This is a genomic window from Longilinea arvoryzae, assembly GCF_001050235.1.
In the GTDB taxonomy this organism is placed as follows: Bacteria; Chloroflexota; Anaerolineae; order Anaerolineales; family Anaerolineaceae; genus Longilinea; species Longilinea arvoryzae.
The window spans coordinates 1,966,915-1,986,974 of record NZ_DF967972.1 but is presented as its reverse complement, the minus strand read 5'-3'; the positions used below and the strand labels follow the sequence as shown (position 1 = coordinate 1,986,974).

At 56.5% G+C, this 20,060-nt stretch carries 16 protein-coding genes and 1 tRNA gene; 9 read left to right on the top strand and 8 right to left on the bottom strand.

What is annotated here, in order from left to right; translation table 11 throughout:
• Positions 1–9 precede the first annotated feature (9 nt).
• From LARV_RS08845 to LARV_RS08820, 6 genes are all read left to right on the top strand, one after another.
• A complete protein-coding gene (locus LARV_RS08845; RefSeq protein ID WP_172797822.1) occupies positions 10–1,341 on the top strand; it encodes a glycoside hydrolase family 1 protein in 1,332 nt (443 codons plus the stop codon).
• A gap of 290 nt (positions 1,342–1,631) precedes the next feature.
• The gene (locus LARV_RS08840) at positions 1,632–2,855 is read left to right on the top strand and encodes a glycosyltransferase family 4 protein (RefSeq protein ID WP_075073292.1); all 1,224 of its coding nucleotides are present in this window, start codon (positions 1,632–1,634) and stop codon (positions 2,853–2,855) included.
• Positions 2,852–4,702 carry a glucosyl-3-phosphoglycerate synthase gene (locus LARV_RS08835; protein ID WP_201785904.1) on the top strand — a complete coding sequence of 617 codons (1,851 nt, stop codon included), beginning with the start codon at positions 2,852–2,854 and terminating at the stop codon, positions 4,700–4,702. Before LARV_RS08840 ends, LARV_RS08835 begins: the two co-directional genes overlap by 4 nt.
• A gap of 52 nt (positions 4,703–4,754) precedes the next feature.
• Complete coding sequence (locus LARV_RS08830) at positions 4,755–5,360, top strand: histidine phosphatase family protein (protein WP_075073291.1); 606 nt, start codon at positions 4,755–4,757, stop codon at positions 5,358–5,360.
• A 6-nt stretch (positions 5,361–5,366) separates the two neighbouring features.
• A complete protein-coding gene (locus tag LARV_RS08825; RefSeq protein WP_075073290.1) occupies positions 5,367–7,127 on the top strand; it encodes an amylo-alpha-1,6-glucosidase in 1,761 nt (586 codons plus the stop codon).
• A gap of 159 nt (positions 7,128–7,286) precedes the next feature.
• The gene (locus LARV_RS08820) at positions 7,287–8,060 is read left to right on the top strand and encodes a hypothetical protein (RefSeq protein ID WP_075073289.1); all 774 of its coding nucleotides are present in this window, start codon (positions 7,287–7,289) and stop codon (positions 8,058–8,060) included.
• 65 nt (positions 8,061–8,125) lie between these two features.
• Here the strand turns inward: LARV_RS08820 and LARV_RS08815 are convergent, their stop codons facing one another.
• Together LARV_RS08815 and LARV_RS08810 are read right to left on the bottom strand one after the other, a co-directional pair.
• Positions 8,126–9,502, bottom strand: a complete 1,377-nt coding sequence (locus tag LARV_RS08815; RefSeq protein ID WP_075073288.1) for a sensor histidine kinase — start codon at positions 9,500–9,502, stop codon at positions 8,126–8,128.
• Positions 9,502–10,179 carry a response regulator transcription factor gene (locus LARV_RS08810; protein WP_075073287.1) on the bottom strand — a complete coding sequence of 226 codons (678 nt, stop codon included), beginning with the start codon at positions 10,177–10,179 and terminating at the stop codon, positions 9,502–9,504. The genes LARV_RS08815 and LARV_RS08810 overlap by 1 nt, the downstream gene beginning before the upstream one ends.
• A gap of 111 nt (positions 10,180–10,290) precedes the next feature.
• Here LARV_RS08810 and LARV_RS08805 point away from each other — a divergent pair, with 111 nt between their 5' ends.
• The 3 genes from LARV_RS08805 to LARV_RS08795 all read left to right on the top strand — a co-directional run bounded on the left by LARV_RS08805 (position 10,291) and on the right by LARV_RS08795 (position 12,969).
• On the top strand, positions 10,291–11,448 hold the full coding sequence (locus LARV_RS08805; protein WP_083522448.1) for a ribonuclease D: 1,158 nt from the start codon (positions 10,291–10,293) through the stop codon (positions 11,446–11,448).
• Positions 11,449–11,458: 10 nt separating this feature from the next.
• A complete protein-coding gene (locus LARV_RS08800; RefSeq protein ID WP_075073285.1) occupies positions 11,459–12,853 on the top strand; it encodes an MBL fold metallo-hydrolase RNA specificity domain-containing protein in 1,395 nt (464 codons plus the stop codon).
• A 28-nt stretch (positions 12,854–12,881) separates the two neighbouring features.
• Positions 12,882–12,969, top strand: a tRNA-Ser gene (locus LARV_RS08795).
• A 90-nt stretch (positions 12,970–13,059) separates the two neighbouring features.
• On the opposite strand, the gene LARV_RS08790 is transcribed toward LARV_RS08795, so the two are convergent.
• The 6 genes from LARV_RS08790 to LARV_RS08765 all read right to left on the bottom strand — a co-directional run bounded on the left by LARV_RS08790 (position 13,060) and on the right by LARV_RS08765 (position 20,060).
• Positions 13,060–14,466 (bottom strand): ATP-binding protein, encoded by a 1,407-nt coding sequence (locus LARV_RS08790; protein ID WP_075073284.1) that lies wholly within the window; start codon positions 14,464–14,466, stop codon positions 13,060–13,062.
• A 165-nt stretch (positions 14,467–14,631) separates the two neighbouring features.
• Positions 14,632–15,789 carry a YgeY family selenium metabolism-linked hydrolase gene (locus LARV_RS08785; RefSeq protein ID WP_075073283.1) on the bottom strand — a complete coding sequence of 386 codons (1,158 nt, stop codon included), beginning with the start codon at positions 15,787–15,789 and terminating at the stop codon, positions 14,632–14,634.
• Positions 15,790–15,979: 190 nt separating this feature from the next.
• Positions 15,980–17,305 (bottom strand): ABC transporter substrate-binding protein, encoded by a 1,326-nt coding sequence (locus LARV_RS08780; protein ID WP_075073282.1) that lies wholly within the window; start codon positions 17,303–17,305, stop codon positions 15,980–15,982.
• A 91-nt stretch (positions 17,306–17,396) separates the two neighbouring features.
• On the bottom strand, positions 17,397–18,284 hold the full coding sequence (locus LARV_RS08775) for a carbohydrate ABC transporter permease (RefSeq protein ID WP_083522445.1): 888 nt from the start codon (positions 18,282–18,284) through the stop codon (positions 17,397–17,399).
• Positions 18,277–19,224: a carbohydrate ABC transporter permease gene (locus LARV_RS08770; RefSeq protein ID WP_083522444.1), complete on the bottom strand. Its 948-nt coding sequence runs from the start codon at positions 19,222–19,224 to the stop codon at positions 18,277–18,279. The genes LARV_RS08775 and LARV_RS08770 overlap by 8 nt, the downstream gene beginning before the upstream one ends.
• Complete coding sequence (locus tag LARV_RS08765) at positions 19,221–20,060, bottom strand: sugar phosphate isomerase/epimerase family protein (RefSeq protein WP_075073281.1); 840 nt, start codon at positions 20,058–20,060, stop codon at positions 19,221–19,223. Before LARV_RS08765 ends, LARV_RS08770 begins: the two co-directional genes overlap by 4 nt.

Genomic DNA, 20,060 nt, shown 5'->3' with positions numbered 1-20,060 from the left:
CGAACACCCATGCCTCAAGCTACCTTTAATTTCCCGGCAGGTTTTTTATGGGGAGCCGCGACGGCTGCTCACCAGGTGGAAGGCGGAAACACCAACAACAATTGGGCGGCCTGGGAAGCCGAACCCGGCCGCATTCTCAACGGTGATCGATCCGGCCTGGCCTGCGATTGGTGGGGCGGACGCTGGAAGGAAGATCTCGACCGGGCGGCTGAAACCGGACAGAACGCGCACCGCATGTCCATCGAATGGAGCCGCGTCCAGCCCACGCCGGATCACTGGGATGAGGACGCTCTCGACCATTACCGCGAGATCATGCGCGGCATGCTCGCCCGCGGGCTGACCCCCATGGTGACCCTACATCACTTCACCGATCCGCTGTGGTTCTACAACCAGGGCGGCTGGGAATTGGAAAATGCGCCCGAGCTGTTCGAGAAATATGTCAGCCGGGTTGTCGAAGCTTTGAAAGAATATGTCAGCCTGTGGGTGACGATCAACGAACCCAATGTGTATGTGGTCAGCGGCTACACGGGCACTGATTTTCCGCCCGGCAAGGGAGACATGAATGCGGCATTTACCGTGCTGCGCAATCTCGTTCGCGGCCACGCCGCGGCCTACCAGGCCATCAAACGCATCCAGAAGAATTCGGTGGTTGGCATTGCGGTGAATTACCGCAGTTTTAAACCCGCCTGCGCAGCCTCGCCTTTTGACTCTCTCCTGGCCAGATTTCTCCACAACTCGTATAACGATAGTTTCACACGCGCGCTCAAAACCGGCGAACTGCATTTCGCCGCAAAACACGTCGCCGTACCCGAAGCCGCGGGCACCCAGGATTTTATTGGCGTCAATTACTACACCCGCGATCTGGTTCGCTTTGCCCCGCTGGCATCCAGAGATCTCTTCATGAAGCGCTTCTTCCCAAAGGATGCGCTGTTAAGCCCGACCGGTTTCATCGCCCATGTTCCGGATGGGATGTTCGAAGCCCTGCGCTGGGCCAACGGTTATGGCCTGCCCATCTACATCACCGAAAACGGCGTCGAGGATGCCGCCGACGAGCTCCGCCCGCGCTATCTGGTCGAACATCTGCACCAGGTCTGGCGGGCCGCCAATTTCAACTTCCCCATCAAGGGTTATTTCCACTGGTCGCTGGTGGATAATTTCGAATGGGAACGCGGCTGGTCGCAGCGTTTCGGCCTGTGGGGATTGGATATTCAAACCCAGGCTCGCATTCGCCGGCGCAGCGTCGATTTGTACGCTGAAATTTGCCGCCAGAACGCCATCTCCTCCGATACCGTCCAACGATTTGCGCCCGAAGCGTATCCGCGGTTGTTCCCTGAAGCCTGAGACGTCTGGAATTTCTCGCAGTCCGTAAATAACAGCCTGCTCCTTCGAATCTTTGAAGGAGCAGGTATTTTTTATGAAATACGCTCGCCCTTCCGATTCGCGCGGTTGACAGGAGTGAAATTTTCCGGCTATACTGTTTTCAGGTACCGCGGTGAACCGAATAACAACCTGTTCAATCCAACCGGTCAAGGATTCTTCAGCCCCCTGAAACATCCAATCAGGCAATTCAGGCAATCCTAAGGCTCCTTTTCCGGCGGTTTACGAATTCACGCGGCGCCGGAAAGGCTCTCATGCGCATCACCCTTCTGCATTATGCGGCGCCGCCGGTCGTCGGCGGAGTCGAGACCGTTATTGCCCACCAGGCCCAGCAACTGAACCGCGCCGGAAACTCGGTTCGGATTCTGGCCGGCCGTGGCGAAACCTGGGACGCCCAAATTCCGGTGCGCACCCTGCCATTGATCGATTCCCGCCATCCGCATATTCTCAAAGCCAAGGCCAGTCTGGATAAGGGCGTCCTTCCGGATGAGTTCGATGAATTGGTGGAACGCATCAAGCGCGAATTGATGGAGGCATTGGCCGGCTGCGATATCCTGATTGCCCATAATGTCCTTTCGCTGCACAAGAATCTGGCCTTGACGGCCGCAATCTTTCAAATCAGCCAGGAAAATCCCAGGCCGCGATTGATCGCCTGGCACCATGATCCCGCCTGGACGTCCCCGCGTTATCTGCCCGAACTTCACGACGGATATCCGTGGAATCTCCTGCGCACCGCCTGGCCGAACGTACGCCAGGTGACGATTTCCGAGGCCAGGCAGACCGAACTGGCCCGCCTTTTTCAAATTCCAGGTGAGAATATCTCTGTCATTCCGGCCGGTCTCGATCTGGAGGAATTTCTCAACCTGCACCCCGAAACCTGCACCCTGCTGAAGAAATTATCCCTCGCGAACAACGGCCCGATTCTGTTGACACCGGTGCGGCTGACCCGCCGCAAAAACATCGAGCTGGCGCTGCGTACGCTGGCGGCGCTCAAGCGTTCTTATCCATCCGCGGCGCTCATCGTCACCGGCCCACCCGGCCCGCATAATCCGACCAATATCGATTATTTCAGTGAACTGCTCAGCCTGCGCACGGCGCTGCACCTGCAGGAGTCCGCTTATTTCCTGGCTGAATATTTTCCGGAAGGACTGCCGGAAAGCAGCGTGCCGGATTTCTACCGGATAAGCGATCTGCTTTTCCTACCCAGCCGCGAAGAAGGCTTTGGCATCCCCATTCTCGAAGCCGGTCTGGCCGGCATCCCGATTTTTTGCAGCGATCTTTCCGCCCTGAAAGCCCTGGCCGGAGAACGAGCCAATTACTTCGACCCGGATGACGCTCCTCCTGAAATTGCAGCCCGAATCGCCCATTACATTCAAACCCACCCGACCCTGCAAATGCGCATGCATATTCGCCAGCATTACAGTTGGGAAGGAATTTATCAAACCCTAATTGCACCCATCCTTGAGGAGTTGAAATGACCTCAACGTTCAAACATGTTTTTCGTCCTTTTCAACAAATCGTCGTCCCGGTGATGCCCGGTATGGATTGTACGCTGCCAATCGAATTGGCCCGCCAACTGGGAGGCGAAATTCACCTGGTCGGCCTGGTGCGTGTGCCGCCTGAATCTTCCATCTCGGCCGAAGCGCGCACCGCGCGTCAATTGCGAAAACGCCTGCAGGCGCTGCGAGCGGACCTGCCCAATTCGAGTCCCTCCCACGTTTACGTGGCCCATGATCCATGGGCTGAATTACAGACCGCCCTGGCCGGCGACTCGGTCGAGTTGATCCTGCTGGAATATCCCAAAGCCTGTTCCGCGCTGGGAAAATCCCTGGCTGAGTTGATGGCCAACCCGGTCTGCAACCTGGCCGTCGTCCGCGGTCCGTTGCCGGCCGGTCCATTGCGAATTCTCAACCCGGTCCGTGGCGGCGCCAATGCCGTCCTGGCATTGCGCTTTTCGCTCTCCATGCAGCACACTGAAATCCAGGTGCTCAACCTGAAAGCGCCCAACGCCGCCGACTCAATGGAAGCGCCTTTCCGCGGCCTGGCGAGCATCCTGCCCAACCTGAGCGAAATTCATTTCAAACGCGAAGTCTCCGCGGACCCGCTTCATACCATCTTCGAACGCGCTTCCGCTGCCGATCTGCTGGTGATTGGCGCATCCAACCGCCCGCCCGCCGAGACGCAGCCCATCGGGCGCTCCACCGAGGACCTGCTCCGGAACGCCCCCGGCGCCACGGTGATCATCCGCTCGCATGGCGAACAGCCCAATTCCTGGTCCGGCCCGGAAGGTGAATTGGCCGGCGCCCAGGCAATTTCGCTGCTGGTCGACCGCTGGTTTGCAGAAAATACCTACCATGCCAACGAATTTGCCGATCTCCAGCGTTTGATGGCGCTCAAGGAAAAGCAGGGCGTCACCATCAGCCTGGCCCTGCCGGCGCTCAACGAAGCCGAAAACGTTGGCAACGTCATCCGGGCCGTGAAGAGCGCTTTGATGGATAACACACCCCTGTTGGACGAAATCGTGCTCATCGATTCGAATTCCACCGACCAGACGCGTGAAATTGCGGCCAACCTGGGTTTGCCCGTCTATATTCATCAGGACCTCCTGCCGAGATACGGCGCCCGGATTGGCAAAGGCGAAGCCCTGTGGAAGAGCCTGTACGTCACGCGGGGCGATATCGTCCTGTGGATCGACACGGATATCGTGAACATTCACCCCCGCTTCGTTTACGGCGTCCTCGGGCCGCTGCTGCAGGATCCCCAGGTTCAATTCGTCAAAGGCTTTTATCAACGCCCGTTGAAAAGCGGCGAGGTTCTCGAAAAAGGCGGCGGAGGCCGGGTCACCGAACTCACCGCCCGCCCGCTGCTCAACCTTTATTATCCGGAGTTATCCGGCGTCATCCAACCCCTTTCGGGTGAGTACGGTGGCCGCCGCAAGGCGCTGGAACAGATGCATTTCTTCTCACGTTATGGCGTGGAGATTGGCCTGCTGATCGAAACCTTCGAGAAATTTGGCCTCTCCGCCATCGCTCAGGTCGATTTGCTCGAACGGGTACACCACAACCAGACCCTCGAGGCGCTTTCGAAAATGTCATTCCAGATCCAGCAGGCGGTCATGCGCCGCCTGGAAAGCCGTTACGGCCAGCAAATGCTGCAGGATGTCAACCGGACCATGAAATTGATCCGCTTCGAGAATGGGAATTATTACCTGGAAGTGGAGGAGGTGGCCGAAAGAGAACGCCCGCCCATGATCGAATTACCGGAATATCGAAAAAAGCGCGGACTCACCGACCAAGAGGATCGCACTGCAACTTTGGAATCATAAAGCTGAAGTACAATACCTTCCAATCGAACGAAACAGAGGATCGCGTTTCATCATGACAACCCTGTGGTTGGTAAGACACGGACAAACGGATTGGAATGTGGAGGGGCGTTATCAGGGGCAAACGGATGTGCCGTTGAACGCCGCCGGCCTGGCTCAGGCCCATGCTTTGGCCGCCGAATTGGCCGGGCGGCCGTTCGACGCCGTTTACAGCAGCGACCTGCAGCGCGCTCGTATAACCGCTGAAATCATCGCCCGGCCGCTGCGCCTGCCGGTGCAGACGGATATCCGCCTGCGTGAAATCAACCAGGGACAATGGGAGGGGCAGATTTACAAACATCTGGTCGCCCGTTTTCAGGCTGAAATGCTGGCGCGCCGCGGCGATCCAAACGGTTTTCGGCCGCCGGACGGCGAATCGGTGGCCGAGGTGGCGGCCCGTGTGGCGCAGGCCATCGATGCCATCGCGTGCGCCCATCCGGACGGCCAGGTGATTGTCGTATCCCATGCGCTGGCATTGGCCACCCTGATCTGCCAGGCCAATCAAATTCCCCTGCAAGACGTCTACGATCACCTGCCGCACAATGCCCATCCGGAGGTGATCGAATGGCCTCCGCGGATGAACGGTCACAAAGCCCCCCAGAGTCATTCGGCCACAGGTTGAACCGCCATGCTGACCTACGACCAGACCCTCGACATGCTGCGGAACCGCATCGACCTGGAGCACATTCCCTTCACCGAACGCGGAAGCCGCATCCTGTTGATGAAAAACGGAAGCGGATTGTGTATCCGTCTGGTGGAACGTTGGAATAAAATCGATCCACGTTTGTCCGGTTACCGGCTGCGGCCACCCATCGTGGAGGGCATCGTTTTCATCGATGCCGAAGGCCACGACCTGGAAGCCGTTTTGGAATCCTTCCCGCACCGTTTGAATTTTCGAACCCGGTTGGGCGAATTTGCGATCGCTTTCGAAGACAGTGAAACGCTGCTCATCGCCCTGCCCGAAGCCGCCTGCGGGTTGCGCTTTCGCATGCATGTCGACCAGGGTGTCACGGACAGGCGCGGCGGTGTTCTGCGAAAAACCGGCGATATCCGCCGCAACCTGGCCTACACCACCAACCGGCCGCTGGTAACCAATCAAATCCAGCAGATCGAACCGGACCAACTGGAAGTTCAAATGACCGTTGCCGCCGGCCCCAGTAGTGGTCTGTTGATCAATCTCACCCCCCGCCTGGGTTTCAATCGTTACATTCCCAATCTCGAATTCGCTTTCGAAGAAGCCGCCCGGCGCTGGGGCGCCTGGTTCGCCGCCGCGCCGTCGGTGGCAGAGCCTTACCAACCTCAATCACTATACGCATGGTGGATCATGCGGGCCGGCTTGATTTCGACCCGCTATTTCATGACCCGCGAATCCATGACTCCTTCCAAAATCCATTACGTCGGCGTCTGGCAATGGGATGCTTTCTTTCACGCGCTGGCCTACCGGCACATCGACCGGCGCCTGGCCCAGGACCAAATTCGCGTGGTTCTCGATCATCAGCGCCCAGATGGCATGATCCCGGACGCCATCCACGACGAAGGCACCATCACCCACCTCACCTTTCCGGTGGACGCGGACGTCACCAAACCCCCGCTGCTGGCCTGGGTTTTATGGAAGCTGTATCAGACCGACGGCGACCGCGAATTTCTGGAAGAGCTCTACGAACCGGTCGTGCGCTGGAACCGCTGGTGGTTCGAGAACTGCGACCCGGACGGCGACGGCCTGTGCGAATACCTGCATCCCTTCTCCTCCGGGCTGGACGACAACCCGATCTGGGATACGGGCATGCCGGTGACATCGCCCGATTTGAACACCTATCTGGTGATGCAGATGGAAAACCTGGGGCGCATCGCAGACGTCATCGGTTTACAGACCGAAGCGCGCGCCTGGGAAGAACAGGCCGAAGCCCATCTGCAGCTCATGATCCGCAAGCTTTGGGATGAAAAAACCGGGCTGTTCTGGGCTCAACAAAAAGGGCGGGTGATTCCGGTGATCACCCCCTTCAACCTCTTTCCATTGATCACCGGCCGGCTGCCGGCCGAAATTGCCCGCAGCCTGGTTGCTCACCTGACCAATCCGACCGAATTCTGGACAAAATTCCCGATTCCCACGGTATCCGTCAGCGATCCGCGTTACAACCCGCTTCAAATGTGGCGCGGCCCGACCTGGATCAATGTGAATTACATGCTGGTCGAAGGCCTGCTACGCTCCGGTTTTCCGGCCGTGGCGCGCGAATTGCGCCGCCGCACGCTCGACCTGGTCATGCGCGGGGCCGACATCTACGAGTTCTATCACCCAGAAACGGGCGATCCGGGATCGAGCGCAGCCACAATGTTCGGTTGGTCGGCCTCCTTGTTCATCGAAATGGCACTGGACGCTTCGCAGGATTGAAAAGACCGCTGAAAAGAGTGTGCTCTTTTCAGCGGTCTTTTTTTGTCTTTTTAATTGAAACATTTGTTCAATTACCCTATTGACTTAATAGAATTATTGTTCTATACTCTATCTACATTCATCCCTGACTGGTTTACTTCGTTCGATAAGGAGTTCCCCATGAATTACGCCGATTCTCGCTCGACTTTTGATCCCTTTAGTGCCTTGCGCCGCCTGCGCTTCCGGCCGGGACTCCTGACCGGCGGCCTGATCATTGGCGCGTTGCTCGCATTCGAGATATTCAACTACAGCACCACCGATTATGCCTTGCGCGATTTGTTGGGCGACCTGAGATTTGCAGGCATGCGCTGGGCCACCATTTTGGCCGTGGCCTTCTGCGGCATCGATTTTGCAGGCATTGCCCGCCTGTTCACCCCCGAGCAGGGCGCGGAAGAGCCCAAGGAAGTCTGGTACCTGTTCGGCGCCTGGCTGCTTGCGGCGACGATGAACGCCGGTCTGACCTGGTGGGGCATCTCGATGGCCATCGTCAACCACAGCCTGAAGAGCACCGCAGTCATCGACACCAACACCCTGACCAAAGTCATTCCCGTGTTCGTGGCGCTGATGGTGTGGGTCATTCGCATCCTGATCATCGGCACGCTCTCGGTTGCCGGCGATCGCCTCTTTGGGACCAATACGCAGCGACCGTACACGCGCAACGCGCGGAACACCGGCATTGCCACCAATGCCCAACCGGTCAACCTGGCCAATGCCGCGCCGGCGCACCGTCCTTCCTCTTTCTCGTCTTCTTTGCGCCAGGCCGCGAACCATGCCGAACCCGCTCCGCGGCCCGAACCGACCTATCACAGCGTCAGCATGACCCCGCAGGCGCATCCATCCCACCGCCCGAACCACGTCGAAAACACGGCCAGCTCTGGCGTCCGCCGCTTCTAGAAATCTCCCGGTTATCCCCCGCAAAAACCGGCGCAGGTTCACACCCTGCGCCGGTTTGTATTCCCTTAACTGCGCGCTTCCGGTCCACGCAATGGCAATCGGACGATAAAGGTTGTTCCCTGGCCTTCCTCAGATTGGGCTTCGATGGTTCCATCGTGGTTCTTGACGATCCAGTACGCGATCGAGAGACCCAGGCCAAAGCCGCTCGTCGGGCTGCGTTTGCGCGAGCGTTCGCCGCGGTAGAAGCGCTCGAAAATGTGCGGCAAATCCTCGGCTGGAATGCCCGGCCCGGTATCCGTCACCTCCAGCCGGCTGAAGGTTTCATCCTTGCTCAACCGGATGAAAACTCTGCTGCCGGCCGGGGTATATTGGATGGCGTTGCTCACCAGATTGATCAACAACTGGCGCAGCCGGTCGCCATCGCCGGTCATCTGCACCTCATCGATCTCCGAAACGATCAGACGCCGGTCTCCGGCCAGGGGTTGAAGCTGTTGAACGACGTCCAGCAGCAATCCATCCAATTCCACTTTCCCCAGTTGCAGGGGCAGCCGCCCCGATTCGGCCTGCGCCAGAAGCAGCAGGTCGCCCACCAGGCGGGTCAGGCGATCGACCTCGTGGCTGATCGAATCCATGGACTCCTCGTCCACCTCTTTCATCCGGCGCATCAGGCTGAGGTTTCCCTTGATGACCGTCAGGGGAGTGCGCAGTTCATGGCTCACATCCGCCAGAAATCGGCTCTGGGTGGTGAATAACTTTTCCAGCCGCTCGAGGGTGTCGTTGAAGGCCACCACCAGCCGCCCCACTTCATCATTCAGGATGCCCTGGGTTGGAATGCGCCGCGATAAATCGTCCGCGCGGGTAATTTCCGTTGCAACCCGCGTCAGGGCGGAGATGGGCGCCAGCGCTCGTCCGGTGACGAACCAGATGACCAATCCGGATAGGAACATTGCCGCCAAGGTGAGCAGGGCCAGCGTCACCGCCAGCGAACGCTGCAGGGCGACCACGAGCCCCATATTCATGCCCACCTGAAGCACCCCAACCGCCCCGCGCGCCGTGCTCAGAGGCACACTTAAAACGCGCAGGTAATACTGCTCATTCGTCGCGACCGAATGAAAAATCGGAGCTCCGGAGTGCAACCCGCGGCTGTCCAGCACGGTTTGTAAAAGCGCCGGTCGCGCAAAAACCAGCTTCTGGTTGGTATCCCAAAACTGAATCAGGATATTCTGGGTCGGCTCGTACAATGCGGCAGAGTTTTGATCCAACTGGTTGGTGGAGGTGGCCTTCAAACGCGAAATGAGGTTTTGGGCTTCCTGCGTCAGAGAAATATCGATCTGATTCACCAGAATGATGCTGACCAGACCATAAACAAGCCCGCCGAACAGCAGGAGTACGCCGCCCAGCAGGCTGGTGTAAAGCAAGGAAAATCGCAGACGAAGGGACATTAAGGGGTTTCTCGAAGGACGTAGCCAACGCCCCTGACGGTATGAATTAATCGTTGTTCATCTTCCGTCTCAAGTTTTTGGCGTAGATATCGAATATAGACATCCAGCACATTGCTCTCACCGCCAAAATCATACCCCCAGACCCGATCGAAAATCATTTCGCGCGTCAGAACCTGGCGCGGATGGCGCATGAAGAGTTCCAGCAGGTCGTATTCCTTGGCGGTGAGCGAGATGATCCGGCCTTTGCGGGACGCCTGGCGGGTGGATGTGTCCAGTGAAAGGTCGGCAAAAGTCAGCAGCGGAACGCGCTCCGGCTGAGTGCGGCGCAGCAAAGCGCGAATTCGAGCTAACAGTTCATCCAACTCGAAGGGTTTCACCATATAATCGTCCGCGCCCGCATCCAAACCCTGCACGCGATCCTGCAGTGTATCCTTGGCAGTTAACATCAATACGGGAATGCCGCCTCCGGCGCGCAGCCGCTGGCAAACTTCGAGGCCGTCCATCCCTGGCAACATCCAATCGAGTATCACAAGGTCGGGATGATGGTCGCGCGCTTGATTCAGGCCGCTCTCACCGTCCCCGGCCGTATCCACCCGATAGCCTTCATAGGCCAGCGCTCGACGCAGCACCCGCAAAATGGCTTCATCATCTTCAATAATCAGGATGCGTTCGTTCATAACCCCTCCTAGATTAAAAAATAATATACCATATCCATAAACCATACGCTAGCGAATTGAACCTCAAACCTTCCAGTTTGAGTGAGAACACTCCGATTTTGGAAAAACTGGATGATTCAAGCTATAATTTCTCGCATGTTGAATGAAATTCTTAAAGACCCCGTCTGGGTGGATTCATATCATAAATTAGACCGGATTGTTGCAGATCTGGCCGGGAGTCCGTTCCTGGCCGTGGATACCGAGTCCAACAGCCTGTTTGCCTATCAGGAGCAGGTCTGCCTGATCCAGTTTTCGACACCCACCAGCGATTATCTCATCGATCCGCTGGCCATCTCCGATCTATCCCCTCTCGAACCCATCTTTTCGGATCCACAAACTGAGAAGATTTTCCATGCCGCGGAATACGACATCATTTGTCTGAAACGTGATTTTGGCTTCTCCTTCAACAACCTTTTCGACACCATGGTCGCTGCGCGCATTCTGGGACGGCCGGCGGTCGGGCTGGGCTCGGTGCTGGAAGCTGAATTTGGCATCCAATTGGATAAACGCTACCAGCGCGCCAACTGGGGACAGCGCCCGCTTCCGCCCGCGCAAAAAACGTACGCCCGGTTCGACAGCCATTATTTGATTGCGCTGCGCCAGCGCCTATCCGCCGAGCTGATCGACTGCGGACTGTGGGAGTTGGCCCAGGAAGATTTCAACCGCCTTTGCCAGACCCCAATCCCGGTTCTGGATAATCCGTCCGACGCCTGCTGGCGCCTGGCCGGACGCACCGAGATCACGCCCCGTCAGGCCGCCGTGCTGCAGGCGCTTTGTACTTATCGGGACACCCGCGCGCGCCAGACCAACCAGCCCCAGTTCAAAGTGCTCAGTAATTCGGCCCTGGTCGAACTGGCTCTGGCCGCCCCTCAAAATCGAAGCGAACTGATGGGAATCCAATCCATCAGCCCGCGCCTGCTGGAACGCCACGCGGAGGGCCTGCTGAATGCCATCCGCCAGGGGCAACTGGCTGCACCTCCACCACGCCCGCGCCGCAATCACCACCGGGACGAGGAATTGTCCAATCGCCAGGACGCACTGCGCCTCTGGCGTAAGGAAACCGCCCAGAGCCTGAAGGTTGAATCGGATGTCGTCCTCCCGCGCGATGTCATGCAAGCCATTGCAGACGTGAATCCGGAGAACTTGAACGCGCTCGAAAAGATCATGGAAAGCGTGCCATATCGCTTCAAACGATTTGGTGCGGATATCCTTCACGCCATTCAAAATTGAGGAGTGCTTCATGAAGATCCATTTCGATGGGGCTGCCCAAACGGTTACCGGCTCGCAGCATTTGCTGGAAATCAACGGCCGCCGATTGCTTCTGGATTGCGGCCTGTTCCAGGGCCATCGCAGGGATTTCTACGAGCGTAACCTGAATTTTAAATATAACCCATCCAGTATCGACGCCGTGATCTTATCGCACGCGCATATCGATCACAGCGGCAATTTGCCCAACCTGATCAAGAAGGGATTTTCCGGGCCAATCTACACCACACCGGCTTCTGCCATGCTGGCGGATGTGATGGTGCGCGATTCCGGGCATATTCAGGAAGCGGACGCGGAGTATGTCAATAAAAAACACGCCCGGCGTGGCGAACCGCCCGTCGAACCCCTGTATACCCTCGAGGACGCCGCTCAGGTGGCCGAATATTTCAAGCCCATCGAATACGATCGCCCCACCCCCATTCTTCCCGGCGTCACATTGACCCTGGTCGAAGCCGGACATATCATGGGCTCAGCCGGGGTAGTGCTCGATATCCAGGAAAATGGCCGGAAATTCCGCCTATGGTATTCTGGCGATATCGGCCGCCCCAACCTGCCCTTGATCAAGGATCCCGTCTACCCGCGAGATGCGGGTTATTTGATCATGGAATGCACTTATGGAGACAAACCGCACTCCAACCCGGAAGACGCTTTCGTCGAATTTCGAGACGTCACCCGGCGCACCTTGAAACGCGGCGGCAAGGTGATCATTCCGGCGTTTGCCGTCGGCCGTACCCAGGAACTGGTGTACGACCTGAACCGTATGATGAGCGACGGCGATCTGCCGGAAGTCCCGGTCTATGTCGACAGCCCGCTGGCGGTGGAAACCAGCAAGGTATTCCAGAAATTCCCGCAGTATTACGATGAAGAGACCCGCCGCTTCATCGCCGAAGAACACCATCCGGCCCTGAATTTTCGCAGTCTGCATTACGTCCAATCGGTCGACGAATCCAAATCGCTCAATGACCGCCACGATCCGATGGTCATCATCTCAGCCTCCGGCATGGCTGAAACCGGGCGCATCCTGCATCATCTGCGCAATAACATCGAAAATCCGCGCAACACCATTCTGATCGTCTCCTGGCAGGCTCCCGACACCCTGGGCCGCCGGCTAGCCGATCGCGAAAAGATGGTGCGCATTTTTGGCCAGTGGTTCGAAAGGCGCGCCGAAGTCGCCACCATTGGCGGACTCTCCGCTCACGCCGGTCAGGACATCCTGCTGCAATACGCCGCTGCGTCGAAGTCCACAATCAAGCAGATCTACCTGGTTCACGGTGAACCGGATGCCTCCAGCGCTTTCCAGTCCAAACTGGCCGAACAGCATATTGGCCCGGTGATGTATCCGGGTTGGGGCGAAGAGGTTGAGATTTAAGCAAAAGCCGATTATAATGGACCGCACTGGAGAGGTGCCGGAGCGGCCGATCGGGGCGGTCTCGAAAACCGTTGTGGCGCTCGTCGTCACCGTGGGTTCGAATCCCACCCTCTCCGCTAATCAAAACACGCAGGTTTGTCCACCCCGGCAAACCTGCGTATTTTTCGTGGGTTCGGTAATCGGATCGGCGGCACTTTGGCGGGGTTTCAACCCTTCAAAAGCATATCGACGGTATAAAGTCCCACACATTCGAAGCGAGCCTGGCTTTCCAATGCTGGCGTAAAAGCGGAACGGGCAAAGATGGCATACTGGATTTTTTGAATTTCACCGCTCTTCAACAGACTTTGCGCTTTTTGTTTCAACTCATCCAACACATTCGTTCCGACCGGACGAATCGACCACTTGCATTCTCCAACCCATGCTGCCTTTTCCATGCGGCTGATCGCCAGAACATCGATTTCCGTCTCGCGATCCCACCAGCCTCCGATCCGTTCGGGAAGGAAGGCCATTTTACCATTTTGTGCCAATCGCGCCACATAGGCTTGAGCAGCTTCTTCAAAGGCTGTTGCAGCGAAATGATCCAGGTCGGGTAGGATACGTTGCTGGAGGATCGCGTCCGCGAGTCCCAGATCGAGCCCGGCCTGATTCGGTTGAACGTACCGGAACCAGAATCGCAGGAAGTGGTCGTCTATCCGGTATAAGCCTTTCTTACTCTTGTCGGGTTGGCTTTCGGTGGCAGGCACTTGCCGGGTAACCAGGCGCATTTGCTGCAGGATATCCAGATAACGAGCCGCGGCCGTAACTTCACGCACGCCAGAAGCCTGTGCGACCTCGTTCAATCGGGCATTCCCTAGGGCAATTGCCCGCAAAATCGAAAAGTAATTGCGGGGTTCACGCAGTTCTTCCATCAAGAGTAAGCGTGGTTCATTGAAAAGGGCTCCCATCTGAGAATCCAAAATATTTTGGCGGATATTGGCAGGAATATCTTGATGATCCTTGAATATCCCCAGATAGTAGGGCATCCCACCCAGGATCGACCAGGCCAGAAATTGCTGCTCGGGAGAATAATTCGGGAAAAACTGGGCAGCGGAAGGAAGATCCAGCGGACGAAGAAGAGTGCTGGCCGTCCGCCGCCCGTAAAGGGGTGCCTGGTACCCCAACACCTCAGATTCCATCATGCCAATATAGGAACCACATAAGACCAACAGGATACCGGTATCCTTCAACGTCTCATCCCAGACCTTTTGCAAAATGGACGGAACGGCTTTGTTGCCGTTGATCAGGTAAGTGAATTCATCCAGGATGATTACAGGGCGCGGCTGCATTGGGATCTCCGCCAGGGCCTGAAAGGCGGCCTCCCAGGAAGGGAAAGAAAAATCAACCGGAACGGAAGCATGGGTAAAAATATAGAGTTGTTGCGAAAATGTGGCCAATTGCTCGATATCATTACTCAGTGTGGCAATGAAGAAAATATGCGGTTTATCGGCGCAAAAAGCGCGTAACAACTCGGTTTTTCCAACCCGCCGGCGGCCATAGAGCACGATCAATTCGGCCTGGCCTGAGTTGTATCGCTGGCTTAATAGCTCCAATTCAGCTTTGCGATCAATGAACATATTCTCCTCCAAGGTAGCCCAATCCACATATACTAATCATAATTATTATAATCATAATTAGTATAATATTCAAGTATGGTTTCCGACCTTCGAAAAAGGGAAACGGCCGGCGGTTCTTTGCCGCCGGCCGTTGATTCCATTTCTCCTCTTGGCGTTTGAGCGTGTTTATCGGCCCAAATTCTTCGCCAACCCCATATAGCCCTGCGCGCCCAGGCACAACTCATCGATGCCAATATTTTCGTCGATACAGTGCGCCAGCATGCCGGAGGACGGCCCGAAGATGATGGTCGGCAGTTTGGCTTCGCCGGCCGTGTAGGAGCCGTTGGTGCAGAACCGCGCCGCGTCGAAAACCGGTTCGACGCCCGCCTCGGTGAGTCCCCGCCCGGCTTTGACCACCCAGGGTGAGGTCTCCTCCATGAGCCAACCCGGATGAAAATCAGGGCCTTCCAGGAGATCGCCCGTCCAGGTATCCATGTGCACCATCGAAAAACCCACCTGCCAATCGGACAGGTCGCGCAGCGCCTCATGGATCGACTCGAGCACCGTATCCATGGTCTCCCCCTGCATCAAGCGTCGGTCGTAACGCATCCTAAAACTCACCGGCAGCGTCGAGCGGCTGGGATACGGTCCGGAAATGGCATCGATCAATTCCATCACCCCGTTCCCCAGGAATGGATCGCATGGCAACGGCATTCGGCGCAGGCGTTCGATGATCGGCACTGCTTTATAGATGGCGTTCTCACCCAGGTGCGGCACGGACGAATGCGCCGGTTTTCCACTGACCTCCAGCCACAAACCAGCGCGTCCCTTCTGGCCGATTCCCAATCGATTGCCGTTCGGTTCACAAATCACCACGAAATCCGGGAGCACCTGCTCCACCACCTTTTGAACCGCGGCGCCCTCATGGTATTCCTCGCATACCGAGCCCGAAACGACGATCGTCCCGTGGATCTCCTCGGCCGGCACATGCCCGATGGCGACGACCGCGGCAGCCAGTGGACCTTTCATGTCCGATGCGCCCCGGCCCCAGATCTTTCCCTCCCGGATCTGAGCCCCGAACGGATCGGAGGACCAGGCCTCGGGCGTGGTCACGGGCACCACGTCCATATGTCCATCGAAAAGGATGGTCGGCCCGGGGTGTTTTCCACGCCGGATACCGATCACATTGCCGTACCGGTCCACCTGGGCGGAATCGTATCCCAGGGCTTTCATTTTTTCGACGATCAACCCGCCAACCGCTTCTTCTTTTCCGGACAGACTGTTGACCCGGATGATCGCCTGCGTGAAGTCAACCAGCTCTGTCTCGAAGGCTTCAGACGACATGGAAATTCCTCCAAAAAAACTCGTGATAAAGACTCCTGGCTCCCAATATCCGGTTGCCAGTTCTGAACCATGGACGATTAATGCATGACGGTATGGACAATTTATGGCCGTACAAGGCAATTCATGGCTGTACGGCAACTCATGGCTGTATGGGCAATTCATGAATTGCCTATACAGCACGCCCAATCCGCTAGTTGGAGAACTGCTCCTTGATGGAGCGGTTGACGGACTCGACTGCCAGGTTGAGGGCATCCGCGGGCTCGGCGGCGCCCAATTCCACTTTCTCGATCGCCTGCCGCAGGGCAAGATCGCTGTTGCCCAACGCCGAGAACACCGGTATGGCCACTGCATAATCCAGGGATTGAATGCCGGCTTCGCGAACGGGCTCGTCCTTGATGAGTTGCTGAATTTCAGGCCAATCGAGCGCGCCTTGATAGATGGGCAGATAACCCGTCTGCTGCGTCAGATAGATGGAGCTTTCCTTCGAAGTCATGAACTTGATGAATTCCCAGGAAGCGTTTCGAACGGATTCGTTGTCATTCTTGAAAATCGTCAGGCTTCCGCCGCCGATCGGCAAGGACCGCTCGTTGTCGCCAATTTTAGGGAACATGGCGACGCCCAAGTCGAAGGTAGCGCTTTTCTGGATCGTGTTGACGGATGCGCTCGACCCAAAAAGCATGCCCAGTTTCCCTGCCAGAAAGTCCGTTTGAGCTTCGGAATGCTGGTTGGAGGGCATGACCTTATCGGTCTTCACCAGATCGCCCCACAGAGTCAGCATTTCGACCGCCTGCGGATTGTTATAGAGCACTTCGCTCAAATCATCCTTGACGATGGCAGACCCGTTTTCCAGGAACATGGTATCCAGATACCAATGGGTATCGTCTCGAGTATTCAGGCCGTACTGGGTCGGCGCGCCGGTGTTGTTCGGATCGAGGGTCAAGCGTTTCGCGACTGCGATCAACTCATCGAAATTCTGGGGCGGGTTTTCCGGATCGAGCCCCGCGGCCTTGAACAGATCCTTGTTGTAATACATCACCGGAACCGAGTTGTTAAAGGGCATGCTCCACAACACGCCGTTGACCGTGTTGTAATCAATGAATGCTTTGTGAATCTGGCTCAGGTCGAAGCCGTTTTCGCCGCTCACGAAATCGGTCATGGGCAAAATCGCGCCGCTGGTGCCCAGAAGAGGGGCTCCGCCGGCCTGCGCCACGTTTGGCACCGTTCCGCCGGCGATGGCGCTGTAGATTTTTGCCATGATATCGCTGTAATTGCCCTGATAGGTGGCCTTGACGGTAATCTTGGTCTGGGAGTCATTGAACTGCTTGACCAGCGTTTCGACCGCCGCGCCGGTGTCGCCGGACAACGAATACCAGAAATCCAATGTGACGTGGCCATTCGCATCCACAGCCCCGCTCGCGGATGGTTCGGCGGTTTTCTCGGCGCTGGTGGTCGGGCCGCAGGCCGCCAGCAACAAACTACACAGCAAAGTGACGATCACAAAAAGACGCGTTTTCATCGAATGTTCCTCCTTCATCATTCCAAAGCGAAAAGGTTGCACGCATTGAAATCCGGTTGTTTACTCGGCAACAGACCGACTCTTAATAAACCTAAACATCCTTCAAACCACTGCTTGCCATGCTTTCGACGAATGTCTTTTGCACGAAGAAGTAGAAAAGGATGATTGGAACCGTGACGAGGACCGCCGCGGCCATGTAGACGCCCCATTCTGTTCCGCCTTCAGAACCCATGAAATAACGCAGGCCAATCTGCAAGGTGCGCATTTCATCCTTATTGGTCACGATCAAAGGCCACAGGTATGAGTTCCAGTTGCCCATGAAGGCGAACAAAGCCTGTGAAGCCAGGATGGGTTTATTCAACGGCAGCATGATCTGCAGCAAAAAGCGAAAACGCCCGCACCCGTCCAGTTTGGCGGCCTCTTCCAGTTCACGCGGCACCGCCATGAAGGACTGCCGGATCATAAAAACCCCAAAGGCGTTCGCCAGGAATGGGATGATCAGGGCCGAGAACGAATCCATCCACCCGAATTTGTTGATGATCAAATAGGAAGGGATCAGCGTCACCTGGGTGGAGATAAAAGTGGTGCTCATGAAAACCATGAACATGAAGGATTTGCCGACAAATTTCATGCGGGCAAAGGCAAACGCGGCCAGGCTGCACGAGATGAGCTGCCCGATGGTTACGCAGACCGCCACGAGGGTGCTGTTGATGAAATACCGGGCGAACGGGGCCTGTTTCCATACCTCGGCATAATTTTGCCAGGTCCAATTTTGCGGGATCCAGCGCGGCGGATAAACGAACACCTCCTCCAGGGGTTTGAACGAGGTCGAGATCATCCAGATGAATGGAAACACCACGGTCAACGCCAGGAAGATGACGACGACATACCAGATCGCGCCTGAGAAGAATTTTCGCCGCGACAAATGCGAATGCGGAATGTTCGCCGGATACTGGGTTGGTTGGAGGCCCTCATTCATAATGCACCTTCCGATCTACGAAGCGGAACTGAATCCATGAAAGGAACAAAAGAACCACAAAAAGAACCACGGCGACCGCGGAAGCCTTTCCCATCTGGAAGAATTTGAACGCCTGCTGGTAAAGATAATAGGCCAGCGTGGTCGTCGTTCCCAGCGGGCCGCCCTGCGTCATCATATCGATCTCGGTGAATGCTTTGAGTGAATTGATCAGGCCAACCGTCAAGACGTAGAAAAGGGTCGGGGTCAGCAAAGGCCAGGTAATATTATTGAATTTTTGGAACGAATTTGCCCCGTCGATTTCGGCGGCCTCATAATAAGTGTTCGGAATGGACTGCAGGCCGGCCAGGAAAATGATGATGTTATAGCCCATGCCGTGCCACACCCCCAGAAAGATCAGGCAGGGCATGGACAGCACCGGATCGCGCAGCCAGCTTTGCAGGGGCAATCCCAACGAGATCAATAACGAATTGAGCAGGCCATATTGCGAGGGGTTGAACAACCACAGCCAGACGACGGATACTGCCGCCAGAGAGGTAATGGCCGGCAGGAAGAACGCCGTTCGGAAGAAACCCACGCCGGGCAGGCGCCGGTTGAGCAGTAAGGCGATCATAAGCGACGCGAAAAGATTGATCGGCACCCCCAGTGAAAAATAGAGGGTGTTCTTGGCCGCCTGCCAGAAAACAGGCGCCTCAATCGGATCAGAAAAGAGCGTGATATAGTTTTGCAAACCGATAAATGCCGGCTGCATCGGCATATTCCAGCGGAATGTGCTTACGATGATCGAATAGATCGCCGGGAAAAAAGTAAACACGATAAAAATGAGGATACTGGGAAGCAGGAACAGATAGGCCGCGGTTGTCTCTTCCCCCCAGTGACGCCACCATTTTTGTACGGATCTCTGGAATTTGGATCGGCCTTCGAAATTCAATGTTTTGATCATATGCCCACCTTGATTACCCGCACACTATCGATGAGTGCGGCCTGAATTCTGTCCTGGCTCCACCCCATCATCAATCCGCCTTTGAGTTCCAGAGTTGCAACCCTGAGCCTGTCAGCCGAGCGTAATAAGGGCAGCCACGTCGAATACGGAACGTTGTTGAAAACCAGCGGGTAATGGTCCACATTCTGGCGATCGACATCGTGAACGTGCACATGGATGACCTGCGCCAGCCAGTCCGCGCTGACCGCCTTCCCGCCGGCGCTCAGGAAATCGTGGCCGAAATCCCAGCAGATTCCCAGGTTGGGGTGATGAACATTATTTACAACATCCAATACGTCAGCGCGGGTTTCGCCGATTTTGATTTCACCCGGTTTGGCCGGATGGTTGTTTTCAAACGCAAAATAAATACCCGGAAAATCGTGCAAGGCCCATTTCAAGAATTGAAGCGTGTCTTCACGCAGCGTTTCCCGTTGGGCCGCTGTGGACCGCGCGCCGTGGACGACCATGTTGATGGGTGTTCCCAATTTTTCGGCCCATCCCTGGGCGATCGCCAGCGCCGGCCGAAACATGGCCTGCACCTCGGCGCGCCGTTCGTTTGAAAATCCTTCGATACGGTTGGGGCTCCGATAGGGCGCGTGAAAGCACAATTTCATACCGGCGTCGGCGCATTCGCCGATCAACGGCTCCATTTGCGGCCATTCCGGCAGGAATCGATCCAATTCGAATTCGAGCGTATCCAATCCAACCTGACGCAGCGGGTTTAGAAAGGCATCCAGGCCTTCCTCCCCGACCCATCGTGGATTCATATTGAAACTGATGCCAATATCCTTGCTCAT